The sequence below is a fragment of the Thermogemmatispora onikobensis genome (genome assembly GCF_001748285.1).
Lineage (GTDB): Bacteria > Chloroflexota > Ktedonobacteria > Ktedonobacterales > Ktedonobacteraceae > Thermogemmatispora > Thermogemmatispora onikobensis.
Window position 1 is genome coordinate 172,698 of record NZ_BDGT01000002.1, and the last position, 20,163, is coordinate 192,860.

The following is a 20,163-nucleotide window of genomic DNA, read 5'->3' on the forward strand; positions in this document are numbered from 1 at the left end:
GCTGGCTATCAAGAGGGACTGGCAGGCTCCTCTTGCAGCGGAAGAATAGCTCTTATTGTTATTCTACACTGTCTGCTATGGTTTCTCGGGTGGGGGGATAAGGTCGAAGGTCGAGGCTCTCTAGCGCTGGTCAGCAAAAGCGAGCTGACCAGAGGCTGGGGAGGCGCCAGCCCTGCAGGCAACAGCTGGCTCACCGGCCTCTGGTCAAGCAAGCAGACAGACAGACAGGCCGAGCAGTCCCTGGCGACCGCTTCCTTCAGGAGGCAGGAGGATGCCCCTTGTTGGGTCTTCCCTGCCTAGGCTAGGGTAGCACCCAGGTGCCAGTGCGCCCGGCCAAAGCGCGCCCGATAGCCTGGGGACAGGTGAGCAAAGCTGCGCCGCCACCACGCTCCAGGTAGCGGATGACAGCGCGAATCTTTGACTGCAGACGCTCGTTGGCGAAGTGTCCGGTGGCCTCGTAATGGCGTAGCTCGGCAAGAGTGAGCATGTCCAGAGGATACGCTTGTCCCACCTGCTGGGGACAGAGGGCCACCCTCTCGGCTGTCGTGGCGACCAGGAAGAGGTCGGCGTTCAGCTGCGTGGCCAGGAAGCTGGCAGCCAGATCGGCAGGAAGGCAGGTCTCCACCGGGTAGAGACCTCCCTCTCCATCGCGCCTCATCGGGATGCTGCCACCGGCTGCGGCAATCACGATGAAGCCGGCCTGGAGCAAGGTTTTGATGGCCTCCTGTTCTACAATCTCCAGCAGCTCCAGTCTTGTGCTGGTTGCGTCCTTTGCGCTTAGTGGGCCGGCCATGTCCGTCTCCAGTTCGTCCGTTGTCTGGGCCTTGGCCACGGGTCCGCTGGCAGGCTGGGCGAGCGTCGTCTCGCGGTCGCCTGGGCTGACAACGACCCGCGTGAGCAGGCAGGCACTACGGCGGTTCAATCCCCGGTGCTGCAGCTCATCATCCAGCGCCTGCTGGATCAGATAGCCCAGTCTCCCCTGAAGTCCCGCCAGGAGACTTGCGGGGAACCGCTGGGGAGGGAGTGGGAGCCTGTGAAGAAGAGATTCGCCTGGCTGGTCAATCTGGGGGGTATTGTCATGGGCAATGACCACGTTCCAGCCGTTGACGATCAGGTCGACGATATGCTTTGCTGAGGCGCATATGGCCTCAAGCTGCCCAGGTCCATCCCTGTCTTCCTCGTCTTCGATCAGTGAGTTACCGCCTATGGCAACGACAGCCAGCTTGCTCATTGAACGGGTATCCTCCTCGGATAGTTCTCTCCACTGGCCAGCGAGCGCCTGCTGTGCTGCGCTCAGGCGCTGGCTTGCAGCTCCAGAGCATGCAGCCCTTCACCGCCTCTGGCGAGCGTGACAAGCTCTTCCTCGCCTTGCTCGACTGTCTCACCGCTGCGCTGGCCACTAGCCGTGGCTAGCAGGATGACCGTCTCCTGGCGCCTGATCTTGCCTTCCTCAAGCAGCTGCAGCAGAGCCGCATAGGAGGCTGCTCCCGCTGGTTCGACAAAGATACCGGTCAGGGCGGCCAGCTCCTGGCGGGCTTTGAGCAGGGCCTCGTCGCTGACGGTGATCCCAAAGCCGCCGCTCTGGCGGACGTGGCGCAAGGCCATGACTCCATTGTGGGGATGACCGACGGCGAGGCTCTCCACCTGGGTTGTTGGAGAAACAGCCTCTGGCTGGCGCTGGCTCTCGTTGCTAAGGGAGCGCACGAAAGCCGGCGCGCCTTCTGTCTGCACCGCGATGAGGCGCGGAATCTGACGGACAATGCCAAGCTGGCGCAGGTCTTCGAAGCCGCGGTAGATGCCACTGATCAAGCCACCATCGGCCACGGGTACGAGAATGGCGTCGGGAACGGCGTGCCCCAATTGCTCGGCAATTTCCAGACCGACGGTCTTGAGTCCTTCGACAATATAGGGATTGTAACCGATATTGACGTTGTACCAGCCGAATTTGGCCGTGGCCTCGACGCTCAGGTCAAAGGCGTCCTCGTAGCTGCCGTCGATAGCGAAGATTCGGGCGCCGCAGAGCTGCAGGACCCCGGCGAGCTTGCGAGCGCTGCGCAGGGGGAGAAAGAGCTGACAGCTCAGTCCCAGTGCTGCCGCCTGCTGACTTAGCGCCAGGGCACTGTTGCCTGTTGAGGCGCAGACCAGCTTGCGCTCCTCTGGCAGGGCCAGGCTGGTCGCGACAAAGGCCCCACGGTCAGCGTATGAGCCGCTGGGATTGCGCGTTTCATCTTTGAGCCAGAGATTGCGCATATTGAGGTGCTTGCGTAGTCGCTCTGCCGGGTAGAGCGGCGTTCCCCCGACGATCAGCGGCGGCAGGCGGTTGCCGTAGGGAATGGGTAGGAAGGGACGAAAGCGCCGGATTGAGGGATCACGGCTCTCGGCGTGGTAATTCCAACGAATCTGGTCATAGTCATAATGAACTAAAAGAGTGCCCTGGGGACCGCAGTTCGGGCAGGTGTAGGTGACGCTGCCCGGAGTATAGCTGCTGCCGCAAAGAACACATTCCAGCTTTAGAATATGGCTCGCTAACAGCATAGAACCTGTCCTTTATGTATGTACAGTAATAAGTTGAGTGAGGTTGTGGTGTGGCTGGCCTGTCCCCAACTGTGGTTCGTGGCCAGCCTTGTTGCCTGTACTGTGGGTGGAAGGGAGGAGCTTGCTCTGTTGCTCCACTGATCCCACCGCTTGCTATTATGACACATACGTGAGCCTGACCAGGGAGCGATCGACGCTGGCCAGGTGAGGGCAGCCTGAGAGGGCCATCGCTTGCTCCAGCTCGTCGCGCAGCATCGTCAGGATCTCGGCCACTCCCTCGGCTCCGTTAACGGCCAGGCCCCAGAGCGGGGGGCGCCCGACGAGGACCGCTCGCGCTCCCAGTGCCAGGGCCTTGAGGATATCGCTGCCGCGTCTGATCCCGCCATCCAGGTAGACCTCGCAGCGTCCTGCCACTGCCTCTACGATCTCGGGCAGAACGTCGATGGTAGCGGGTACGCCGTCGAGCTGGCGCCCTCCGTGATTCGAGACGATGATGGCGTCGACCCCATACTCACAAGCCCGCTGGGCGTCCTCGCCTCTCAGAATGCCTTTCAAAATCAGTGGCAGGCGAGTGAGCGAGCGTAGCCAGGGAATGATCTCCCAGGTGCAGGAAGGATCGGGCTGGTCGCCCTCGCCCTCATGCTCAAAATTGGCCTTGCGGATGCTGCGACTAAGTGGGTTGCGCGCGGTGCGCTCTTTATTTCCCCAGCGCGGCGTGTCAACTGTCAGCACCAGGCCCTGATAGCCAGCGGCTTCAGCTCGCTCGACCAGGCGCTGGGCGGTCGGGCGCGCCGTGATATAAAGCTGGAACCAGAGTGGTCCGCCAGCGGCGGCGGCTACTTCCTCCAGACTGCGACTGGCCGAGGTGCTCACTACTAGCAAGGTACCAGCCAGGGCCGCCCCTCGGGCCATCTCGCACTCTCCTTCGGGATGCGCCAGGGTTTGCAGGGCCGTTGGTGCGATGAGAATGGGCATGGGCAGGCTCGTACCGAGCACTGTTGTCGTCAGGTCAACCTGACTGACGTCAACCAGGACCCGTGGCCTGAGTTTGATGCGCTCAAAAGCGCTGCGATTGGCCCGTAGTGTCACTTCATCCTCTGCTCCACAGGCGTAGTAGACCCAGGAACCGCTTTCCATGCGCTCACGGGCCAGAGCCTCGTAGTCGAAGACGTTAATCAGGTCCATTGTACTTTCTCCTTTTCGCTCTCCTGATTCCTCACGTAGCCGCTCTGGCTGCTTGCTGTCTGGCCATGTAGAGGGCGTGCAGGACGCGCTCCGGAGTGAGTGGAAGTTGACGCAGGCGCACACCAAGCGCGTCGGCAACGGCGTTGGCCAGGGCTGGGGCCACGGCAGCGATAGCTATCTCGCTAATGTCGCGGATGTCGAGCGGGTCGGCGCCGTCTCCCTCCATCAGGACAATGCTTGTCTCGGGCATATCGCGGGCACTGAAGATACGATAGTCGTTCAGGTTGGTCGTTAGCGGGTTCCCCTGCTGATCATAGACCATCTCTTCGCAGAGACCATAGCTGAGTCCCTGAGCGATGCCACCCTCGATCTGCCCTTCGGCAAGAACAGGATTGACAATGTGGCCGCCGTCGATCGCTGAGACGACCTTGAGCACATGCGTGGCGCCTGTCGCGGTGTCGACCTCGACCTCGACGCCCTGGGCGGCAAAGGTCGGAGCACTGCAGGCCGCACTCCAGGAGGAGGTGGCGCTGATCGACGTCGGCTGCTCGCCGTAGAGAGCCTGTAGCGCTACCTGCGAGAGGCTGAGGCTTTGACCACCTGGGGCGCGGATCACAGAGTCGGCCAGAGAGAGGCTCTCCGCTGGCACGTTGAGCAGCCGCGCGGCAACACTGAGTAGCTGCTGCCGAACCTGCGCGGCTGCTTGCCTGACAGCGTGAACACAGGCGTAAAGGGAAGAAGAGGGGTCGCTGCTCGTATCGAAAGGAGTGCTGTCGGTATCAGGAGGATGAATGAGAATATCTTCGGGACGCACGCCGAGACCCTCGGCGGCGATCTGGGTCAGGATGGTGTGGCTGCCGTTGCCGTTCTCGGGGAGGCTGATGAGCAGGTTGAAGGAGCCGTCCTCGTTGAGCTTGAGCGTGGCGCTGCTCAGCAAGGACGGGCGGGGAATGGGCAGGTGCATGGCCAGAGCAATGCCGACGCCGCGTTGGATGCGTCCACTCTGGCTCTGTCCCTGTCGGCGTTTCTCTCGCCAGTTGAGCTGCTCTTCGACCACCTGCAGGCAGTGAGGCAGGCCGCAGTGTCTGAGTCGCACGTCCGCCAGTTGGCTGGAGGCCAGAGCTGTCTGGGGAGTGGCAGACTGATAAGCGGCTGTGGCTAGAGGGAGGAAAGGAAGGATCTCCCCCTCCTTGAGCCAGTTTTTGCGTCGCAAGGTCAAGGGGTCCATGCTCAGGCGGCGTGCGATCTCGTCCATGTGGCTTTCGAGGGCAAAAAGGCCCGCCCAGGCTCCATTGCTGCGGAAGGCGCCAGCAGGTGGCAGGTTGGTATAGACCACCTGGGCACTGTAGCGCAGGCTCGGACAGGGATATAAGGGGAGGCTGTTCAACCCGCTTCCCACTGAGAGAGGGACGGCCTGACCTCCGTAGGCACCGGCATTGACCAGGACTAACATCTGATTGGCGAGGATCGTGCCGTCGCGCCGAAGACCGGTCTTGAGGCGGATGATGTGGCTCGGTGCCACACGGCTACTGCGAAACTCGTCTACCCGGCTGTATTCAAGGCGCACAGGACGATCGGTAGCCAGGGTGAGCAGGGCGCAGAGGTCTTCAACGAGAAGATCGTGCTTGGCTCCAAAACCCCCACCCACGCGCGGAGCGATGACCCGAATCCGGCGCGGCGCTAGCCCGGTCAGGACAGCCACAAGGCGCCGCACGTGATAGGGCACCTCGCTGCTCGTGCGCACGACGAGGCGGTCATCCTCATCCCAATAGGTAATTGCAACGTGGTTTTCAATGGCCACCTGCTGGATCTGGGGAAGGACATATTCCCCTTCCACGATCAGCTCGGCGCCGGCAAAAGCCCGCTCAACGTTGCCCTGCTCGAACTGCACGTGAGCTGCGATGTTGCGATTGGCATCGTAGATGCCATACGATTCCGGTTCGGGGTGCAGCTGAGGCGCTCCCGGCTCGAGGGCCTTGCGGGGATCAAAGACGGCGGGCAGCGGCTCGTAGTCGACCTTGATCAGCTTGAGCGCCTGCTCAGCGATGTCCGCCGTCTCGGCGGCGACGACTGCCACGCGGTCCCCTACATAGCGAACGATGTGATCCAGGCTGTACTGGTCGTGTGGTCCAGGCTCAGGCCAGGGCTGAGCGGCGCTAGTGTAGGGGATGCGGGGAATGTCTTTGTAGGTCAGAACGGCATGGACACCCGGTAAGGCGCGCGCCTCTGTCGTATCGATCTCGCGAATGATGGCGTGAGCATGGGGGCTTGTAAGAAGCCGAGCGTGCAGCAGGCCGGGCAGGTTGCAGTCGTCAGCAAAGGCTGGCTTGCCTGTGACAAGCTTGATGGCGTCAATCTGGCGTTCTGGTCGCCCCATCATGGCATGCACGGGTGGTGCTTCCCCGCCCCCGCCCACCTGCTCGTCTGGCTCCAGTGGAGCAGGCCCAAGATCCCAGGGGCGTGTGCGACCACCACTGTCGGGAATGCTGATCGGTTCGATATCTTCGCCGCGCAGCAAGGCTGCAGCGCGCTGCACGGCCTGGACAATGCGATTGTAACCAGTGCAACGGCAGAGATTCCCCGCCAGGGCGTCACGGATCTCTTCCTCGCTGGGATTGGGATTGCGCTGCAGGAGCGCGTAAGCTGAAAGCAACATACCGGGGGTACAGAAGCCGCAGTGGACTGCGCCAGCGTCGATGAAGGTCTCCTGTAAGGGATGGAGGCGGCGAAACGAGCCGAGTCCCTCGACCGTGGTCACCGTCGCGCCAGCTGCCTGCATGGCGAGCATGACGCAGCTAGGACGTGGCAGACCATCGATGAGCACCGTGCAGGCTCCGCAGTGCCCATGACCGCAGCCGTGCTTGACACTGTAGTAGCCTTCGCGCCGAAGAACGTTCAGCAGCAGCTCATTAGGGGCGACATCGAGGCTCTTGATCACTCCGTTGATGCGTAGTTCGAGTTCCATGAGATTACGCTCTCCCTTCCGAGGACGTAATGTCACGCCAGCGTGCTATGTTTGCGGCTTCTTCGAGGGCCCGGTAGGCCAGGTTAGCGCCGCAGACACGCCGGTAGCCCTGGCTGGCGCGGAAGGCGGCGGGTGGGCGGAAGTCGGCCAGGCCGGCCTGGACAGCGGCGGCCAGCAGGCGCAGGTCCTGGACAGGTTGACCCTCCAGGCGCCGCTCGATGGCGGGCAGGCGCTGTGGCTCCATGTTGACGCCACCGAGGGCCAGACGCACGCTGCGATAGCGTCCGTTTTCGACCTCCACCAGGGCGGCAGCGGTGAGCAGAGCCGTATCAACGGCACTCCGGCCAACTCGTTCCAGGGCTGTGCCCCAGCCGCGGCCAGGGGGAGCGATCTGCACTTCGATGATCAGTTCCTGGGGGCGCCGTTCCAGCAAGAGCCGCTGGTAGGGGACGCGCCGCTCCTGTTTGCCTTTGTAGGTGACACCTGAAAGCGCGAGACCCGGGCGCTCGGGCGTGCCGCCGCGTAGATCGACCTGCGTTTTCTGGCCGGAGCGTAGGACAACCTCGGCATCGACAACGGCCAGGGCTGTGAGCAGATCGGCCTGGGCGCTGGCTCCGAGCGCTAGTGTGCCTCCCAGTGTGGCGGCGTTGCGAATGAGCGGTGAGGGAGCGGAGGACTGGGCTGCCTGAGCGAGCAGGCCACCAAGGAAACTCTTAAGCAGTGGCGCCTCCGCCATGCTCTGCAGGGTGGTCATACTTCCAATGCGAATCCCGCGCTGATCTTCTGAAATATAGGCCAGACCCAGGTCACGCAGATCAACCACGGCCTGGATGCTTTCATCGTTCTGGCCCAGCAGATAGGTGCCCCCAGCCAGGGGCACCGTTTTGATGTCGGGACGCGAGAGCAGAATGAGCGCATCATCAACGTCCTCGACCCAGTGATATTCAAGTAAGTTTGACAGCATGCTAAATCCTCGGACTTTCCTTGCCTCAAGGCCCGGCTGGACAAGCCGAGAGTTGCTGGCTCGGCTTGCCTGTGTGCTGATCTGGTTGATGGGTTGGCTAACTTTGCAGTGGCACCGGTGCAAAGCGCTCAACGTCGATCAGTCCTTGATCGGTGAGCTTCAAGGCTGGAATCACTGAAAGCGAAAGGAAGCTGAGGGTCATGCAGGGATGCTCTAAGGTGCAGCCGAGGGCGGTGGCGGCCTCGTCCAGGGTCCGCAGGCGGGCAACTAGCTCGGCGATAGGCGCGGCGGAGACCAGGCCGGCCAGGGGCAGAGGCACGCTGGCCCGTAGCTCGCCGTCAACGACGAGGGCGAAGCCTCCTCCCATCTCTGCCAGGGCCTGGGCTGCCTTGACAATGTCCCGATCGCTGACGCCGGCGATGACCAGATTGTGGGCGTCGTGGGCCACGCTAGAGGCGAGGGCACCACGCTTCAGCCCCAGACCTTGCACCAATCCCAAACCGAGACGCCCACTGGCATGATGGCGCTCGACAACTACCAGCTTCAGGAGATCGCGCTCGGGATCGGCTACGATCTCGCCGTCGCGCACTGGGGCCTCTAGCTGGAGGTGGCGGGTGACGATCTGGCCTGGCTCGATGCCGATGACTGCCACCGGTCCGGGCCGACCTGTGATGCGTAGATCTTCCTCGCGCAAGGCGGCTATTCGAATGGTGTTGCTGAGGTCCTGCGGCTGACCGGCTGCTGGCTCAACCAGTAAGCGCCCCCCCTGGGCAACCAGCTGGCCGCTTTTGTAGACCGACTCCACCTGGAACGTTGTCAGGTCGTCAAGCACCACCAGATCGGCCAGAGCACCTGGAACAATGGCCCCGCGATCGTTGAGGCGGAAATAGTGGGCCGTGTTGTAGCTCGCCAGGCGAATGGCCTCCACCGGGTCCAGTCCCAGCTCGATTGCCCGCCGCACCATTGAATCGATGTGTCCGCGCTCCAGCAGATCCAGCGGGTCGCGATCGTCGGTCACAAAGAAGGCGCGTGGTGGGTGCAGTTCCTGGATGAGCGGTAGCAGGGCCTCCAGATTGCGGGCCGCCGAGCCTTCGCGGATCATGAGCCACATGCCCAGACGCAAGCGCTCGCGCGCTTCAGCAGCTGTGGTGCACTCGTGATCGGACGAGATGCCCGCGGCGGCATAGGCACAGAGATCCCTCCCTTGCAGCCCTGGGGCGTGACCATCGACAACCAGACCGTGATTCAGGGTAGCAGCGATTTTGGCCAGGACCTGCTCGTCGCCGTTGAGCACGCCTGGCATGTTCATCATCTCGGCCAGCCCAAGCACTCGCTCCTCACTGAGCAGGGGCAGCAGGTCGCTGGCGAGCAAGGGACGATAGGGCGTCTCGTACTCGGAAGCAGGAACACAGGAAGAGAGCAGCACAAAGGCGTCGAGTGGCAGGTCGCGCGCTGTTTCTAGCACGAAGCGAATGCCGGCGATGCCGGAGACATTGGCAAACTCATGCGGATCAAGCATCACGGCAGTAATGCCACGGGGGACAACCAGACGGGCAAATTCTGAAAGGACCAGCATCGTGCTCTCAATATGCATGTGCCCATCCATGAGTCCCGGGGCAAGCCAGCGTCCCTCAAGATCGCGCTCTTGCAGGCCGCGATAGCCTCCTGTCGCCTCGCTGATGCCGGCAACCCGCCCGCCAGCAATCGCGATATCGGCGGGGTAGCATTCGCCACTGCAGACATTGATGAGTCTGGCGTTGCGCAAGACCAGATCGGCAGGCTCCTCTCCTCGGGCCACGCGAATGCGCCGCCGGAGTTCTTCCACCGTGTACATCCAAAGAACCTCCTGGCCGGAAAATAGGCTGCTTGAGGCTGTTTACGCGCCTCAGCTGTTGGGGATCAGTTGACACCTCTGGAGAGCGGGCGTGCTCCGTGTCATCCTGCTTGCTTATCCGCTTGATTGGTCGCTGATCCATCCGCCACCGGCTGGGCATCCCTGCTGTCACGCCTGCTATTGCCGCACATAGTAGCAGAAATATGGCCTCTCGTCGAGGGGGAGAGGGCCCCTTTGGGAGGGGGAGAGGGCCCCTTTGGATGAGTCTTTGTGCGGCGAGCGCTCTCATAGAGGGCCGCCGTTGGGAGCTTGAAAGCTGCCTGTAACGCGGCAGGCGGCTCTGCTGAAATTTCTCCTGGGGAGATCAAAGAGCGAACGGCGGGCATAGCTGATCTGATCATCTGTGCCCCTACCTTGCTCAGTCTCCTGACCCTTCACTGATTGATGCATATCACTTATAAAAAGCTAAGGAACAGAGCAAGATGTCGTATGAGGGACAGACTGCCGCTGTAGCCCGAAGCGGGGCGGCGGTACCTGCTACCGGCCTGACGGCGTTGCGTACGCGCGGCCTCACCAAGCGCTATGGCCAGCGCCTGGCGGTGGCTGATCTCAATCTTGAAGTCAGACGCGGTGAAATTTTTGGCTTTCTGGGACCGAATGGGGCTGGCAAGACGACGACGATCCGCATGCTCCTGGGCTTGATTACGCCAACGGCTGGCAGTATCGAAATTCTGGGGCAGAACCTGCAGCGGCAGCCGAGGCTGGTCTTGCCACGGGTTGGAGCCTTGATAGAGACGCCGGCGCTCTATCTCTACCTGTCAGCCCGAGATAATCTGCGGGCCGTAGCCAGTTCACTGGGCGGTGTCTCCGAGCGCCGCATAGACGAGATTCTGGAACTGGTTGGCCTGAGCAATCGCCAGAAGGATCGTGTCAGAACCTACTCGCTGGGTATGAAGCAGCGCCTGGGCCTGGCTCTAGCCCTTTTACATGATCCTGAATTGCTGATCCTCGATGAACCGGCCAATGGTCTCGATCCCGCCGGTATTGTCGAGATGCGCGATCTCCTATATAAACTTGCTGCTCAGGGTAAAACCATCTTCATCTCCAGTCACCTGCTCAGTGAGGTCCAACAGATCTGTACGCGCGTGGCGATCATCAGGCTGGGACGGCTGGTGACCGAGGCCAGCGTGGAAGATCTGACTCGCGGGCGTGGCGAGTTCGTCGTACGCCTGGATTATCCCCACGAAGCCCTGCGGCTGGTGCGTGCCCAGCCCTGGGGAGCAACGGCATACCTCAATCAGAATGGTGAGCTGGTGACACCCGCTCCCAGCGGACGCGGGCGCGAGCTGAATCGCTTCCTCGTCGAGGCTGGCTTCATCCCCGACTCGCTGGCTCCTGCAACCCTGGACCTGGAGCAGGTTTTCCTGCAATTAACGGCTGATGCTGCTGCTATGGGAGGAAAGGTACTGAGTTAAAGATGATGAAAGAAGCACTAGTCTCTTCTGCTGAGCGGGATAGCCAGGGGCTGAGCCTTGTCAATAGGCGTCCGCTTCTACCGAGCTTCTGGGGGCTGGTGCGCGCCGAGCTGCTCAAGCTCTCGCGCCAATGGACGACCTGGATTTTACTGGTGCTGGTGCTCTGTTTTGTGGCCGGCATCTATGTCATTGAGCTGACGATCCCCTCTCTCAAAGATGAGGTTCAGCGTGACCCGCTACACTATCTCGCGATGCAACTGCGCGGCCTGGATATCTTGCGCGTCTTCGCTGGCATCTTCCTCATCGTGGTGGCGGCTCGCTGTGTTGGCCTGGAATATCAACTTGGCACCATTCGCATCCTCCTGGCGCGTGGAGTGGGACGCCTTCAGCTCCTGGGTGCCAAGCTTCTGGCCCTCGTGCTCGTCGGCATAGCGATGCTCGCGCTTGGCCTCGCTGAAGTGGCCATCTGCTCTTGCCTTCTCATGCTTCTCCAGGCGGGCAACCTCAACGCTCTCTCAGCGGCCGATGCCACTTTCTGGCACGATGCCGGCCTCTACACGCTGGCTGTCGCCAGTAGTATGGGGATCTCGCTTCTGATGGCCGTGGCGCTGGCGGTGGTCGGGCGCTCGCAGACCTTTGGCCTCAGCGCGGCTCTGGGCTACTTCCCGGCAGATAACTTTCTGGTCTTCCTGCTCTACCTGGGTTTCAGGCTCACCAACAACCAATTCTGGCAGGATGTTTCAGCCTACCTGCTTGGTCCCAATCTCAATGTCATGGGCTCGGTCGTCACCGCTGGCCGCCTTCCCTCAACGGGCACGCAGCCCCTGAACATGCATCTGGTCGATGCGCGCCATATCTGGCTCCTTCTCCTTGTCTATGCCCTGGTGTTTCTGCTGATCGCGGTGGTGCTGACGAGGAGCCGCGATGTGAAGGAGTAGCCGATCTGGCGGTCACTACTCGATCCATCCATCAGCCTTTGCCGAGTAACCAGCCTAGACGGGCAACAGCCGGCATGCTGCCATAGGGGCTGGCCTTGAGGCGCTGGTAGAGGAGGCTGAGGTGAGCCAAAGCGCGCCGGGCGTTGAGTGCCCTGGCTTCACTGGCTGCCTGTACAGCAAGCGAGGTTGCCACCTCGTAGTCCTTGAGCACCAGGTGAGCCAGGGCCCGATAAATCACGATAAACAGTCGGCGCGTCGCAAACAGCGACTCTGTATGCAGGCTGGCCTGGTCCAGCTCGCCAAGGGCCTGGCCAGCCTGGCCCAGAGCCAGGAGCGTTCTGGCGCGGTTGAGATGATAGTAGCCGACATCGGCAGCCAGAAAGTAAGGATCGTCGTCCTCGCTGACTGCACTCAGCAGCTGACCGGCCTGGTCAAGCAAGACCAGGGCTTGCTTGCGCTCAGGCTCATCTCGGGCCAGGTGGGCCAGAATATGCGCGGCCTCCTCCAGCACAAAGCGCTGAACGGAAGGACAGGTCTCGACTACACGTTCGAGGGCCTCGCCAGCGTGTCGACGGGCGGCTTCCGTCTCCCCTAGCTCGAAATGAGCGATCGCCTGCCCGATCAGAGAATTGGCCAGCAGGTCCCGATAGACCCTCTCCCCTGGCGGCCCACCCTGGTCGCTGGCCTGCTCCCAGCTACGGGCGATGGACTGGCAGAGTTGGACGAATGGCAGGGCACTGGCGACGCCGTAGAGGTCAGCTAATCCATCGGCCACTAATTGGGCATAGTTAAACTCCAGACGCAAGATGTCTCCTAGTAGTCTATTGTGTATAATAGGGGCAAGTCGCTTCAAATAACTGATGCGGTGCAAAGCTCGTGTCAGCAGCACTGGTTGACGAGTAATCCGAAATTCAGCGTAGAGTTCGGCTTGCTGGCGTTGGTAGGTGATCAGCAGGGGCTCCTCACTATTCTCGCTGATGAGGAGAGAAGGAAAAGGGAGGGAGCCAGGAGCCGAAGGGCGTCGTTCAGCGAGTCCTAGCAAATGGGGAGGGATGCCCAGGATAATGGAGAGCATGCGCCGACGCCGCGGGGAGTCCAGATAGTCGCTGCGATTCTCCATGCGACGGATTGCCAGCTCTGACAGGCCCAGAGCTTCCGCCAGATCGGCCTGGGTCCAGGCGCGCTCGCCATTCTCCTGCCGTCGCAACTGCTGCAGGCGATAATGCTTGATAACCGCCCCTGGTAGCGGATAGCCATCGTCGCCGGCGGGAAAGGCCGGGTAGCCCTCCTGTACCCACCAGGGCGGCGAGCCGGTGAGCCGCGGATGGTGGGGGTCAAGCCCCAGCAGCTCGGGAGGAATGGCCAGCAGCTCAACCAGTTGGCGCCGCCGCTTGAGCGAGTCAAGCCCCTGTTGCTGCTTCTCTAGGTAGTAGATCATGCGCGCGTGAACGCCGAGCCGACGGGCCAGTTCTGCTTGAGACCAGCCTTTGTGTCGGCGGAAATGCGCGACAACTTGTCCAGGATGTGGATAGTAGCCGTGTTCGTCTTCGGGATCGAAGGCTCCATAGCTCCGCCACCACTCAGCTGCCATGCTGTTATTCCCCGTCCTTTCTTCTACTACTCTTGAAAACCCCTGTGCTCCCGGAATCGCCACTTCTTGATACACAAGAAGTGGACGAATAATTTGAATATTTCAATGCCAGTATATCATTGTAGCTTTTCATTCATAATTTTGCAAGCGGCCCGCATTCGGCTCGTATACTTCCTTGGAACTTTCCACCCAGCCTGCACCTGGGCCGGGCGAGTGGCTCAGAGCGCGCCTGAGCGAGCCGGGGCTGGCGTCTCAGGCGTCGCGGTCGCGGAGGTCTCCTCTCTCCTGAGCGTGAGCCTTAGCCTGCGGCTGCTGATCGCCTTCTCCTTGCAGCAGCCACTGAGACAGGCGAGGGGCAAGACGACTGGCCCGGGCCGTTGCTGGCAGAGCTGCCAGAGTAGCCGCGCTTATGGAGAGCACAACGAGGCTGCCGACCAGGAGGGCCCAGCTAGCGTCGGGAAGCTGCGGGGTCCAGGAATGCGTCAGAATTTCCAGCGTTGCCAGGCTAGTGCCTGCCACGCCCACCACTGTCCCCGAGCGGAGCAGCCAGGGAGCCATCGCACTCGCTCCCAGGGCCGGGCATGGCTGCTGGTAGGAGATCAGAGTTGTCACGTAAAAGCAGAAGAAAGCTACAAATAGGCGCAGCAACGTCATCGTAGCCAGCAGCGAGGCCATTACCGCTGGGGAACCCATTGTCTCTACGGACATCTGAGGGAGTACGACGAGCAGAACTGTGGCCACTATGCCAGTGAGGAGTGTTTGTATCACGAAAGCGCGCCAGGGAATGCGTTCCCGATTGAGCAAGGCCAGTCCGGTTGGTAAAAGGCCATCGAGGCTGGCTACAAAGAGCAAGCGTGCGCAAGCGGAAGTATGCACAAAGGCTGCACAGAGATAGAAAGCCAGCAAGCCGACCAGGGCCATATTGCCGGCGGTGTGGCCCAGGGCCATCTCAAGCACAAGGCCCGGTCCGCCGCCGGGTGCGACCAGAGCGGCGAGCGCGACGAGCAGATAGCTGCTGCAGACCAGTAGGGTGCTCCCAAGCAATGGGCGGCCTGGAGCGAGACCGGGGCGCAGCTCTCCGGCCATACTCAGAGGGGCACTATAACCAAGATAGAGGAGGGCGGCCAGGCTGCCCCCAGGGCGTGGGGACTCAGTCAGAGACCTGCCTGGGCGCCAGAAGGATGGGGGGCGCCACGCTCCCTGTTGCAGCAGTACCAGGCTACAGATCCCGCTAAGGATCACAATGGCCAGGGTCAGTGCGCTGAACGTGTTCACGATGCGCTGCACCGTGCGCTGTCGTTGCCAGCCTAGCAGGAGCAACAGAGCCAGCAGGATCAAGATCGCCAGCTCCCGCTGCCACGGTTCGGCCAGCCAGCCTGCTTTCAGACCCTGCAGCGTAGCAACAAAACTGACCAGAGCGCTGACGGCTGCCAGCAGACCTGGCAACCAGTCGCTGATTCCCACAACTGTGCCCCAGTAGGGCCCGAGTAAGCGTGCAGTCCAACTATAGAGCGCTCCTTCGGAAGGAGCCAGGGCCATCAGCTGCGAGGTTGCCAGCGTCATGGGGAGCAAGAGCATCAGCGCACCCAAGGCGGCAGCCAGTAAAGCTGGCGGCCCTTCCCTGATCAGTTGCAGCACTGGGCTGGGGGCAAACACTGCTGTGAAATGGAGCAGACAAAGATCGAGCGAGCCGATGGGCCTGGGCAAGGCCCGTCTCGTGTAGTAGTGGGAGAGCGCTGGCGGGCAGGTTGCCCGGGGAGCGCGGCCCAGCGGTCCTCCGGCCCCGGTTTGCATACTGGCATCCCTGCCATTTGGTTGCTGCCCTATCATAACCCATTCCTCCTTCCTCTTCTCCTTCCACCTTGCGCCTCCGTGTGCAGCCAGATGAGGAGATAGCGACCAGGCGAGCGGTCATGGCGAGTGAGGGGCTTGTTCACATCATGGCCAGGCTCGCATTTTACACAAGAAACACCTTCATTCATATTGTACTGGAGCAGGTATAAGGAGCAGAAAGGAGTGGGAGCAGCTCCTTCTCGCCGTGCCTTGACAGAGGGGGGAAAGATATGCTCTTATAGAAGGAACAAACAGCCGGGAGCGTCGGGCTGATGCCCCAGTGAGGTAGTCAGGTAAGTGGTGATTGATTGGCTGCCTGGCCGATCGAGTGGCCAAGAGGGCCAGCCTGGCGAAGCGACCGGTGATCCAGAGGGCGGACAGCGAGACCGCGAGCGTCAAACAAAGAGTTCCTGTGGCTCAGGAAGGACAGGCGCCCTGCTTGCCGTGCTGCTCAAAGGAAGCCAGCCTGATAGCAGAGGCAGGAGACCCGAGAAACGCATCCCCTGAAAGAGACGAGAGTGCCCTGAGCAAGCCAGAGGGGAAGAGCCAGCGACCTCCCCTCCCGGAGGCGATAGCGAGAATCCTGTGGCGGTCGCGCCAGAGAAGCCAGGCCAGGAGAGTGCCAGCCCGGCAGGAAGGCGTCCCGTATCCGGTGCTCGTCTACCCAACACAGGAGGAACGAGTGGCCCGGCACACAACCGATGGAACTCCACGCCAGGAGCCGTGGAGGACGCGGGACCACGTGCCGGGCGTTTGCGTATGTTGTAAGGAGGAAAGGAAGGAGAGCTATGGCTGAGGCCCATACAGCAGAGACCATCGACGACCTGCAAGCGCATCCTGCCGTTGCACCAGCCGAGTTTGCCCTAGATGGACGAGAGAAATTTGTCGGCGAAGGATTGACCTTTGACGACGTCCTGATCATTCCGGCGGCCTCGCGGGTCCTACCCCGCGACGTCTCGACCAAGGCCCGTCTCACGCGCACCATCAGTGTCAACATCCCCATTGTCAGCGCTGCGATGGACACCGTCACCGAAGCGCGCATGGCCATTGCCCTCGCCCGCGAAGGTGGCATCGGGGTCATCCACCGCAACCTCTCGATTGAGGACCAGGCGCGGGAAGTGGATAAGGTCAAACGCTCCGAGTCTGGCATGATCACCGACCCCGTCACCCTTGGACCACAGGCCTCCCTGCGCGAAGCGCTGCAGGCCATGCAGCACTTCCACATCTCTGGCATCCCGGTCGTTGAGAACGGCAGACTGGTCGGCATCCTCACCAATCGCGACATCCGCTTTGAGACCAACCTCGACCGGCCTGTCTCCGAGCTCATGACGCGCGAGAAGCTGATCACCGTGCCAGTAGGCACCACCCTGGAGCAGGCCCGTGACATCCTCCATCGTCACAAGATCGAGAAACTGCCCGTCGTCGATGAGCATGGCATGCTGCGCGGCCTCATCACGATCAAGGACATCCAGAAAAAGATTCTCTATCCTAACGCCGCCAAGGACGAGTACGGGCGCCTGCGTGTCGCGGCAGCCGTCGGCGTGGGACCTGACACCGACGCGCGCGCCGGGGCTCTGGTTGAAGAGGGTGTTGATGTCCTGGTCGTCGATACCTCACATGGCCACTCCCAGATGGTGCTAGACACCGTTGCGCGTCTCAAGCGCCTCTTCGGCGATCGTGTCCAGATTATGGCGGGCAACATTGTCACCGGCGAAGCCACCGAAGCCCTGATTCAGGCGGGCGCGGATGCCGTCAAGGTAGGTATCGGAGCCGGCTCCATCTGCACTACGCGCGTCATCGCCGGGGTGGGCATGCCGCAGGTCACCGCCATCCATGAATGTGCGCGTGTGGCCCGCCGCTATGGCGTCCCGATCGTCGGCGATGGTGGCATCCAGTACTCGGGCGATATCGCCAAGGCCATCGCTGCCGGCGCCGACACCGTCATGCTTGGTAGCCTCCTGGCCGGCGTTGACGAAAGCCCCGGCGAGCTGATCATCTCCCACGGCGAGCGCTTCAAGGACTACCGCGGTATGGGTTCGATCGCGGCCATGAAGCAGCGCAGCTACAGCAAGGATCGCTACTTCCAGGACAATGTCGGCGATGAGTCGCAGCTGATCGCCGAAGGAATCGAGGCCCGCGTCCCCTACAAAGGCATGTTAGGGCCACTCGTGCATCAGCTGGTCGGTGGACTGCGCCAGGCAATGGGCTATGCTGGCTGTGCCACTATTGAAGAGATGCAAACGCGCACTCGCTTTGTGCGCATTACCAGCGCCGGCCTGCGCGAGAGCCATCCACACGATGTGATGATCACCAAGGAGGCGCCGAACTACGGAACCAAGTTCCGCTAGGATCGGAGTCACTGAAGAGTGGGTTGCAATAGGTTGTCTGAGCTGCTAACAGCGCCCGAGGCAATCGCTGCAACCCACTCGCCGCTGCTCTCCTCTGTCCCTGTCAGATCAGGGCAATATCTCCAGGCTCAGAAACAGAGCGCCTGCTCTCCTTCTTCTTTTTCTTCTCCTCCTCCTCCTCCTCTTCCCTATCCTCCACTGGCGCTCTGTGGCCGGCTGCCTGGAGGCCTTTCCTGCCCCTGGAGCCGGGCCAGCTCCAGCTCGACATTGATCAACCGGCGCTGGAAATCCGCGGCCACCTCACGCAACTCCTCCAGCTGCTGCCATAGTCCAGCGCAGCCAGGATCGCCCTCCGCAGCCGCCCGGGCCTGATCATGACGCGGGAGGAGCATCGCAGTCGTGGGCTTGCTCTCAGCAGCGACCGGCCTCAGCCTGTTGCGAGCCAGATAGGCGAAAAGTTCATCCCAGGGATAGGGACCCGGGCAGTAGCTGCGTCCCTGCGGATCAAGCGAGAAATGGCCAGTGATGCCCCCTTGTGCATCAGCGCGCCGTCGTGGAATGCCGTGCCGCTCACACAGATGGTCAATCAGCTGAAAGCTGGCCTGCTTTTGGGCCTCGGTCAGTTCGTCGCCATTATCGCGCCTCAGCTTGTGATGCTCAATTGAAAGGGTCACGTAGTTGGGATTGCCCGTCGTTCCCCACCAGCGATCATGTCCCTGACTCACGGCTCCATTGCCCCAGGCCGCATCGGCCTCGCGTACAAGCTGGAAGATGCGCCCATCGCGCCCAATCAGATAATGGGTGCTTGCCTCCGTTGCGGGACGCTGGAAGAAGGCCACCACCTCCTCGGCAGTCGCAAAACCAGCGGTCCCATGCACAATGATCCAGCGCGGTCGCTCTCCTCGCCGACCGGCAAAGTAATGAGGCGAAGGGCACCACAGCGCTCCCGGTTCGTCCATCGCTCCTCCTCGGTTGGATTGATCACTCATTCAGCTGGCATACAGAGATCACCGATCAACCAGACGCCCGCCCGACTCGGCTCGGCTCTCCCCAGCCTGACCCTGCTTGCTCTTGGCCAGGTCAGAGCCAGAGCGGGGGAAGGCGGCTGGTATGGCTCATACATCTACATATAACCATTAGCCAAGAAGTCTCACCTGGTTGCGCTCTCAAGCCGTATCGTATACAATACCAGCAGTCCCCGTATGGCAGAGCATAGGCGGGAACAGGCTGGATAATTGGCACCGGCGTTCCCTTCATCCACCTGCCGCGAGGTGCAACCCGTTCATACGTGTGTGGCTTCTTTTGCTCGCTAGCTGATAGGCGAGGCAGAGCAGTTTTCTCTGTACGATCAATCGACCGACCTACCAACCGACCCGTTGCGGTGGTGCGTTCCGTGAGAGACGGAGGAGAGCATGGTTGACCTGAAGCAGGCGCTAGGCCGCTTCCTAACCATCCCAGGCGTGAGGATGGCCATCCTCGTTGGGCGCGATGGCCTGCTGATCGAGGGGGTCCCCCGCGATAGCAAGGAAGACCTCGAAGCCGTGGGGGCCATTATGACAAGCGGCCTGGGCGCCGCGGAGGCTCTGGGACGGGAGATCGCTCGCGGCGGGCTTGTTGGCGCTCTCGTCGAGTTCGAACATGGCCTGGTGAGCGCTGACCCCCTAGGCGACTTCGCGCTGATCGTGACGGTTTTCGACTCCGCTTCAGCTCTGGGGCGGGTTCGCCATCTGGTCAAAAGCAGCCGCGATGAGATCCTCGAAGCGCTCGATATCGCTTGATCAGGCGCCGTCGCTCACTCGCTCGCTCGCTGGCTCGCTCACTCGTTTTTCTTTCTTTTGCTTATTTGTTTGTTGGCTCGTTGGTTCGTTCGTTGGTTCGTTCGTTCGTTCGTTCTTGCTTCGCGGTTTGTTCATGACGCCCGCTGCTCGCTGGCGCTCATGAAGCTGTGCCTGTGCTGTGCACGCTAAGCTTGTTGTACCGGACCGGAGGCGGCGCGTACATGGAGCAATTATCAAATCTGGTTATTTCGGATCATGAACTTGAGGCTATCCGGGCAACACTGAGCAAGTTGTTGCACGATACCAGCGCGTCCACGGTGATGTTGCTCGATAAGAGCGGCCAGGTGATCTCTAACTTCGGCAATGGGGTGCGCCGCAATGTGACTTCCCTGGGCGCCTTGCTGGCCGGTGCGTTCTCGTCCTCCCGCCAGGTGGCCGAACTCCTCGGCGAGAAGGATTTCCGTACGATCTTCCAGCAGGGCATGCACGAGAATATCTATACGACCCTGGTCGAAGAACAGTGGCTGCTGGTCATCGTCTTCGATAAACTGACCCATATCGGCCTGGTAAAGGTCTTGTCTAAAAAAGCTACCGATGAGCTGGTGCGCGTGCTTGCGCGCGTCAAGGCCGATACGTCTCGTCGAAAGACGTCCGTGATTAATGTGGAATTCCGTTCCTCTGTCGAGGATACGATCGATTTGCTTTTCCGCGATTAGG

At 61.4% G+C, this 20,163-nt stretch carries 14 protein-coding genes; 5 read left to right on the plus strand and 9 right to left on the minus strand.

Annotation, left to right across the window (positions count from 1 at the left end; all coding sequences use genetic code 11):
• Window positions 1–301: 301 nt before the first annotated feature.
• The 6 genes from BGC09_RS01820 to ade form a co-directional block, all read right to left on the minus strand.
• Entirely contained in the window at window positions 302–1,231 is a 930-nt protein-coding gene (locus tag BGC09_RS01820) for an amino acid kinase family protein (protein ID WP_069801522.1), read from the minus strand.
• Window positions 1,232–1,293: 62 nt separating this feature from the next.
• Window positions 1,294–2,535, minus strand: a complete 1,242-nt coding sequence (gene thrC / locus BGC09_RS01825) for a threonine synthase (RefSeq protein WP_069801524.1) — start codon at window positions 2,533–2,535, stop codon at window positions 1,294–1,296.
• Window positions 2,536–2,691: 156 nt separating this feature from the next.
• Window positions 2,692–3,720, minus strand: coding sequence for an alpha-hydroxy acid oxidase (locus tag BGC09_RS01830; RefSeq protein ID WP_069801526.1), 1,029 nt, complete (start codon window positions 3,718–3,720; stop codon window positions 2,692–2,694).
• A 31-nt stretch (window positions 3,721–3,751) separates the two neighbouring features.
• Window positions 3,752–6,685 carry a molybdopterin-dependent oxidoreductase gene (locus BGC09_RS01835; protein WP_069801528.1) on the minus strand — a complete coding sequence of 978 codons (2,934 nt, stop codon included), beginning with the start codon at window positions 6,683–6,685 and terminating at the stop codon, window positions 3,752–3,754.
• Between the two features lie 4 nt (window positions 6,686–6,689).
• A complete protein-coding gene (locus tag BGC09_RS01840; RefSeq protein WP_069801530.1) occupies window positions 6,690–7,649 on the minus strand; it encodes an FAD binding domain-containing protein in 960 nt (319 codons plus the stop codon).
• Between the two features lie 97 nt (window positions 7,650–7,746).
• Window positions 7,747–9,483, minus strand: a complete 1,737-nt coding sequence (ade, locus tag BGC09_RS01845; RefSeq protein ID WP_069801532.1) for an adenine deaminase — start codon at window positions 9,481–9,483, stop codon at window positions 7,747–7,749.
• Between the two features lie 482 nt (window positions 9,484–9,965).
• Here ade and BGC09_RS01850 point away from each other — a divergent pair, with 482 nt between their 5' ends.
• On the plus strand, window positions 9,966–10,958 hold the full coding sequence (locus tag BGC09_RS01850) for an ABC transporter ATP-binding protein (RefSeq protein WP_218103926.1): 993 nt from the start codon (window positions 9,966–9,968) through the stop codon (window positions 10,956–10,958).
• Window positions 10,959–10,960: 2 nt separating this feature from the next.
• Window positions 10,961–11,896 (plus strand): ABC transporter permease, encoded by a 936-nt coding sequence (locus BGC09_RS01855; RefSeq protein ID WP_069801534.1) that lies wholly within the window; start codon window positions 10,961–10,963, stop codon window positions 11,894–11,896.
• A gap of 31 nt (window positions 11,897–11,927) precedes the next feature.
• Here the strand turns inward: BGC09_RS01855 and BGC09_RS01860 are convergent, their stop codons facing one another.
• A complete protein-coding gene (locus BGC09_RS01860) occupies window positions 11,928–13,487 on the minus strand; it encodes a helix-turn-helix transcriptional regulator (protein ID WP_069801536.1) in 1,560 nt (519 codons plus the stop codon).
• 252 nt (window positions 13,488–13,739) lie between these two features.
• Complete coding sequence (locus BGC09_RS01865) at window positions 13,740–15,317, minus strand: amino acid permease (protein WP_069801538.1); 1,578 nt, start codon at window positions 15,315–15,317, stop codon at window positions 13,740–13,742.
• 791 nt (window positions 15,318–16,108) lie between these two features.
• Here BGC09_RS01865 and guaB point away from each other — a divergent pair.
• Window positions 16,109–17,668, plus strand: coding sequence for an IMP dehydrogenase (gene guaB, locus BGC09_RS01870; RefSeq protein WP_084657832.1), 1,560 nt, complete (start codon window positions 16,109–16,111; stop codon window positions 17,666–17,668).
• A 188-nt stretch (window positions 17,669–17,856) separates the two neighbouring features.
• Here the strand turns inward: guaB and BGC09_RS01875 are convergent, their stop codons facing one another.
• Window positions 17,857–18,627 (minus strand): N-acetylmuramoyl-L-alanine amidase, encoded by a 771-nt coding sequence (locus BGC09_RS01875; RefSeq protein WP_069801540.1) that lies wholly within the window; start codon window positions 18,625–18,627, stop codon window positions 17,857–17,859.
• Between the two features lie 453 nt (window positions 18,628–19,080).
• On the opposite strand from BGC09_RS01875, the gene BGC09_RS01880 reads away from it, so the two are divergent.
• Window positions 19,081–19,446, plus strand: coding sequence for a roadblock/LC7 domain-containing protein (locus tag BGC09_RS01880; protein WP_052888161.1), 366 nt, complete (start codon window positions 19,081–19,083; stop codon window positions 19,444–19,446).
• Between the two features lie 221 nt (window positions 19,447–19,667).
• Window positions 19,668–20,162: a roadblock/LC7 domain-containing protein gene (locus tag BGC09_RS01885; protein WP_052888162.1), complete on the plus strand. Its 495-nt coding sequence runs from the start codon at window positions 19,668–19,670 to the stop codon at window positions 20,160–20,162.
• Window position 20,163 lies beyond the last annotated feature (1 nt).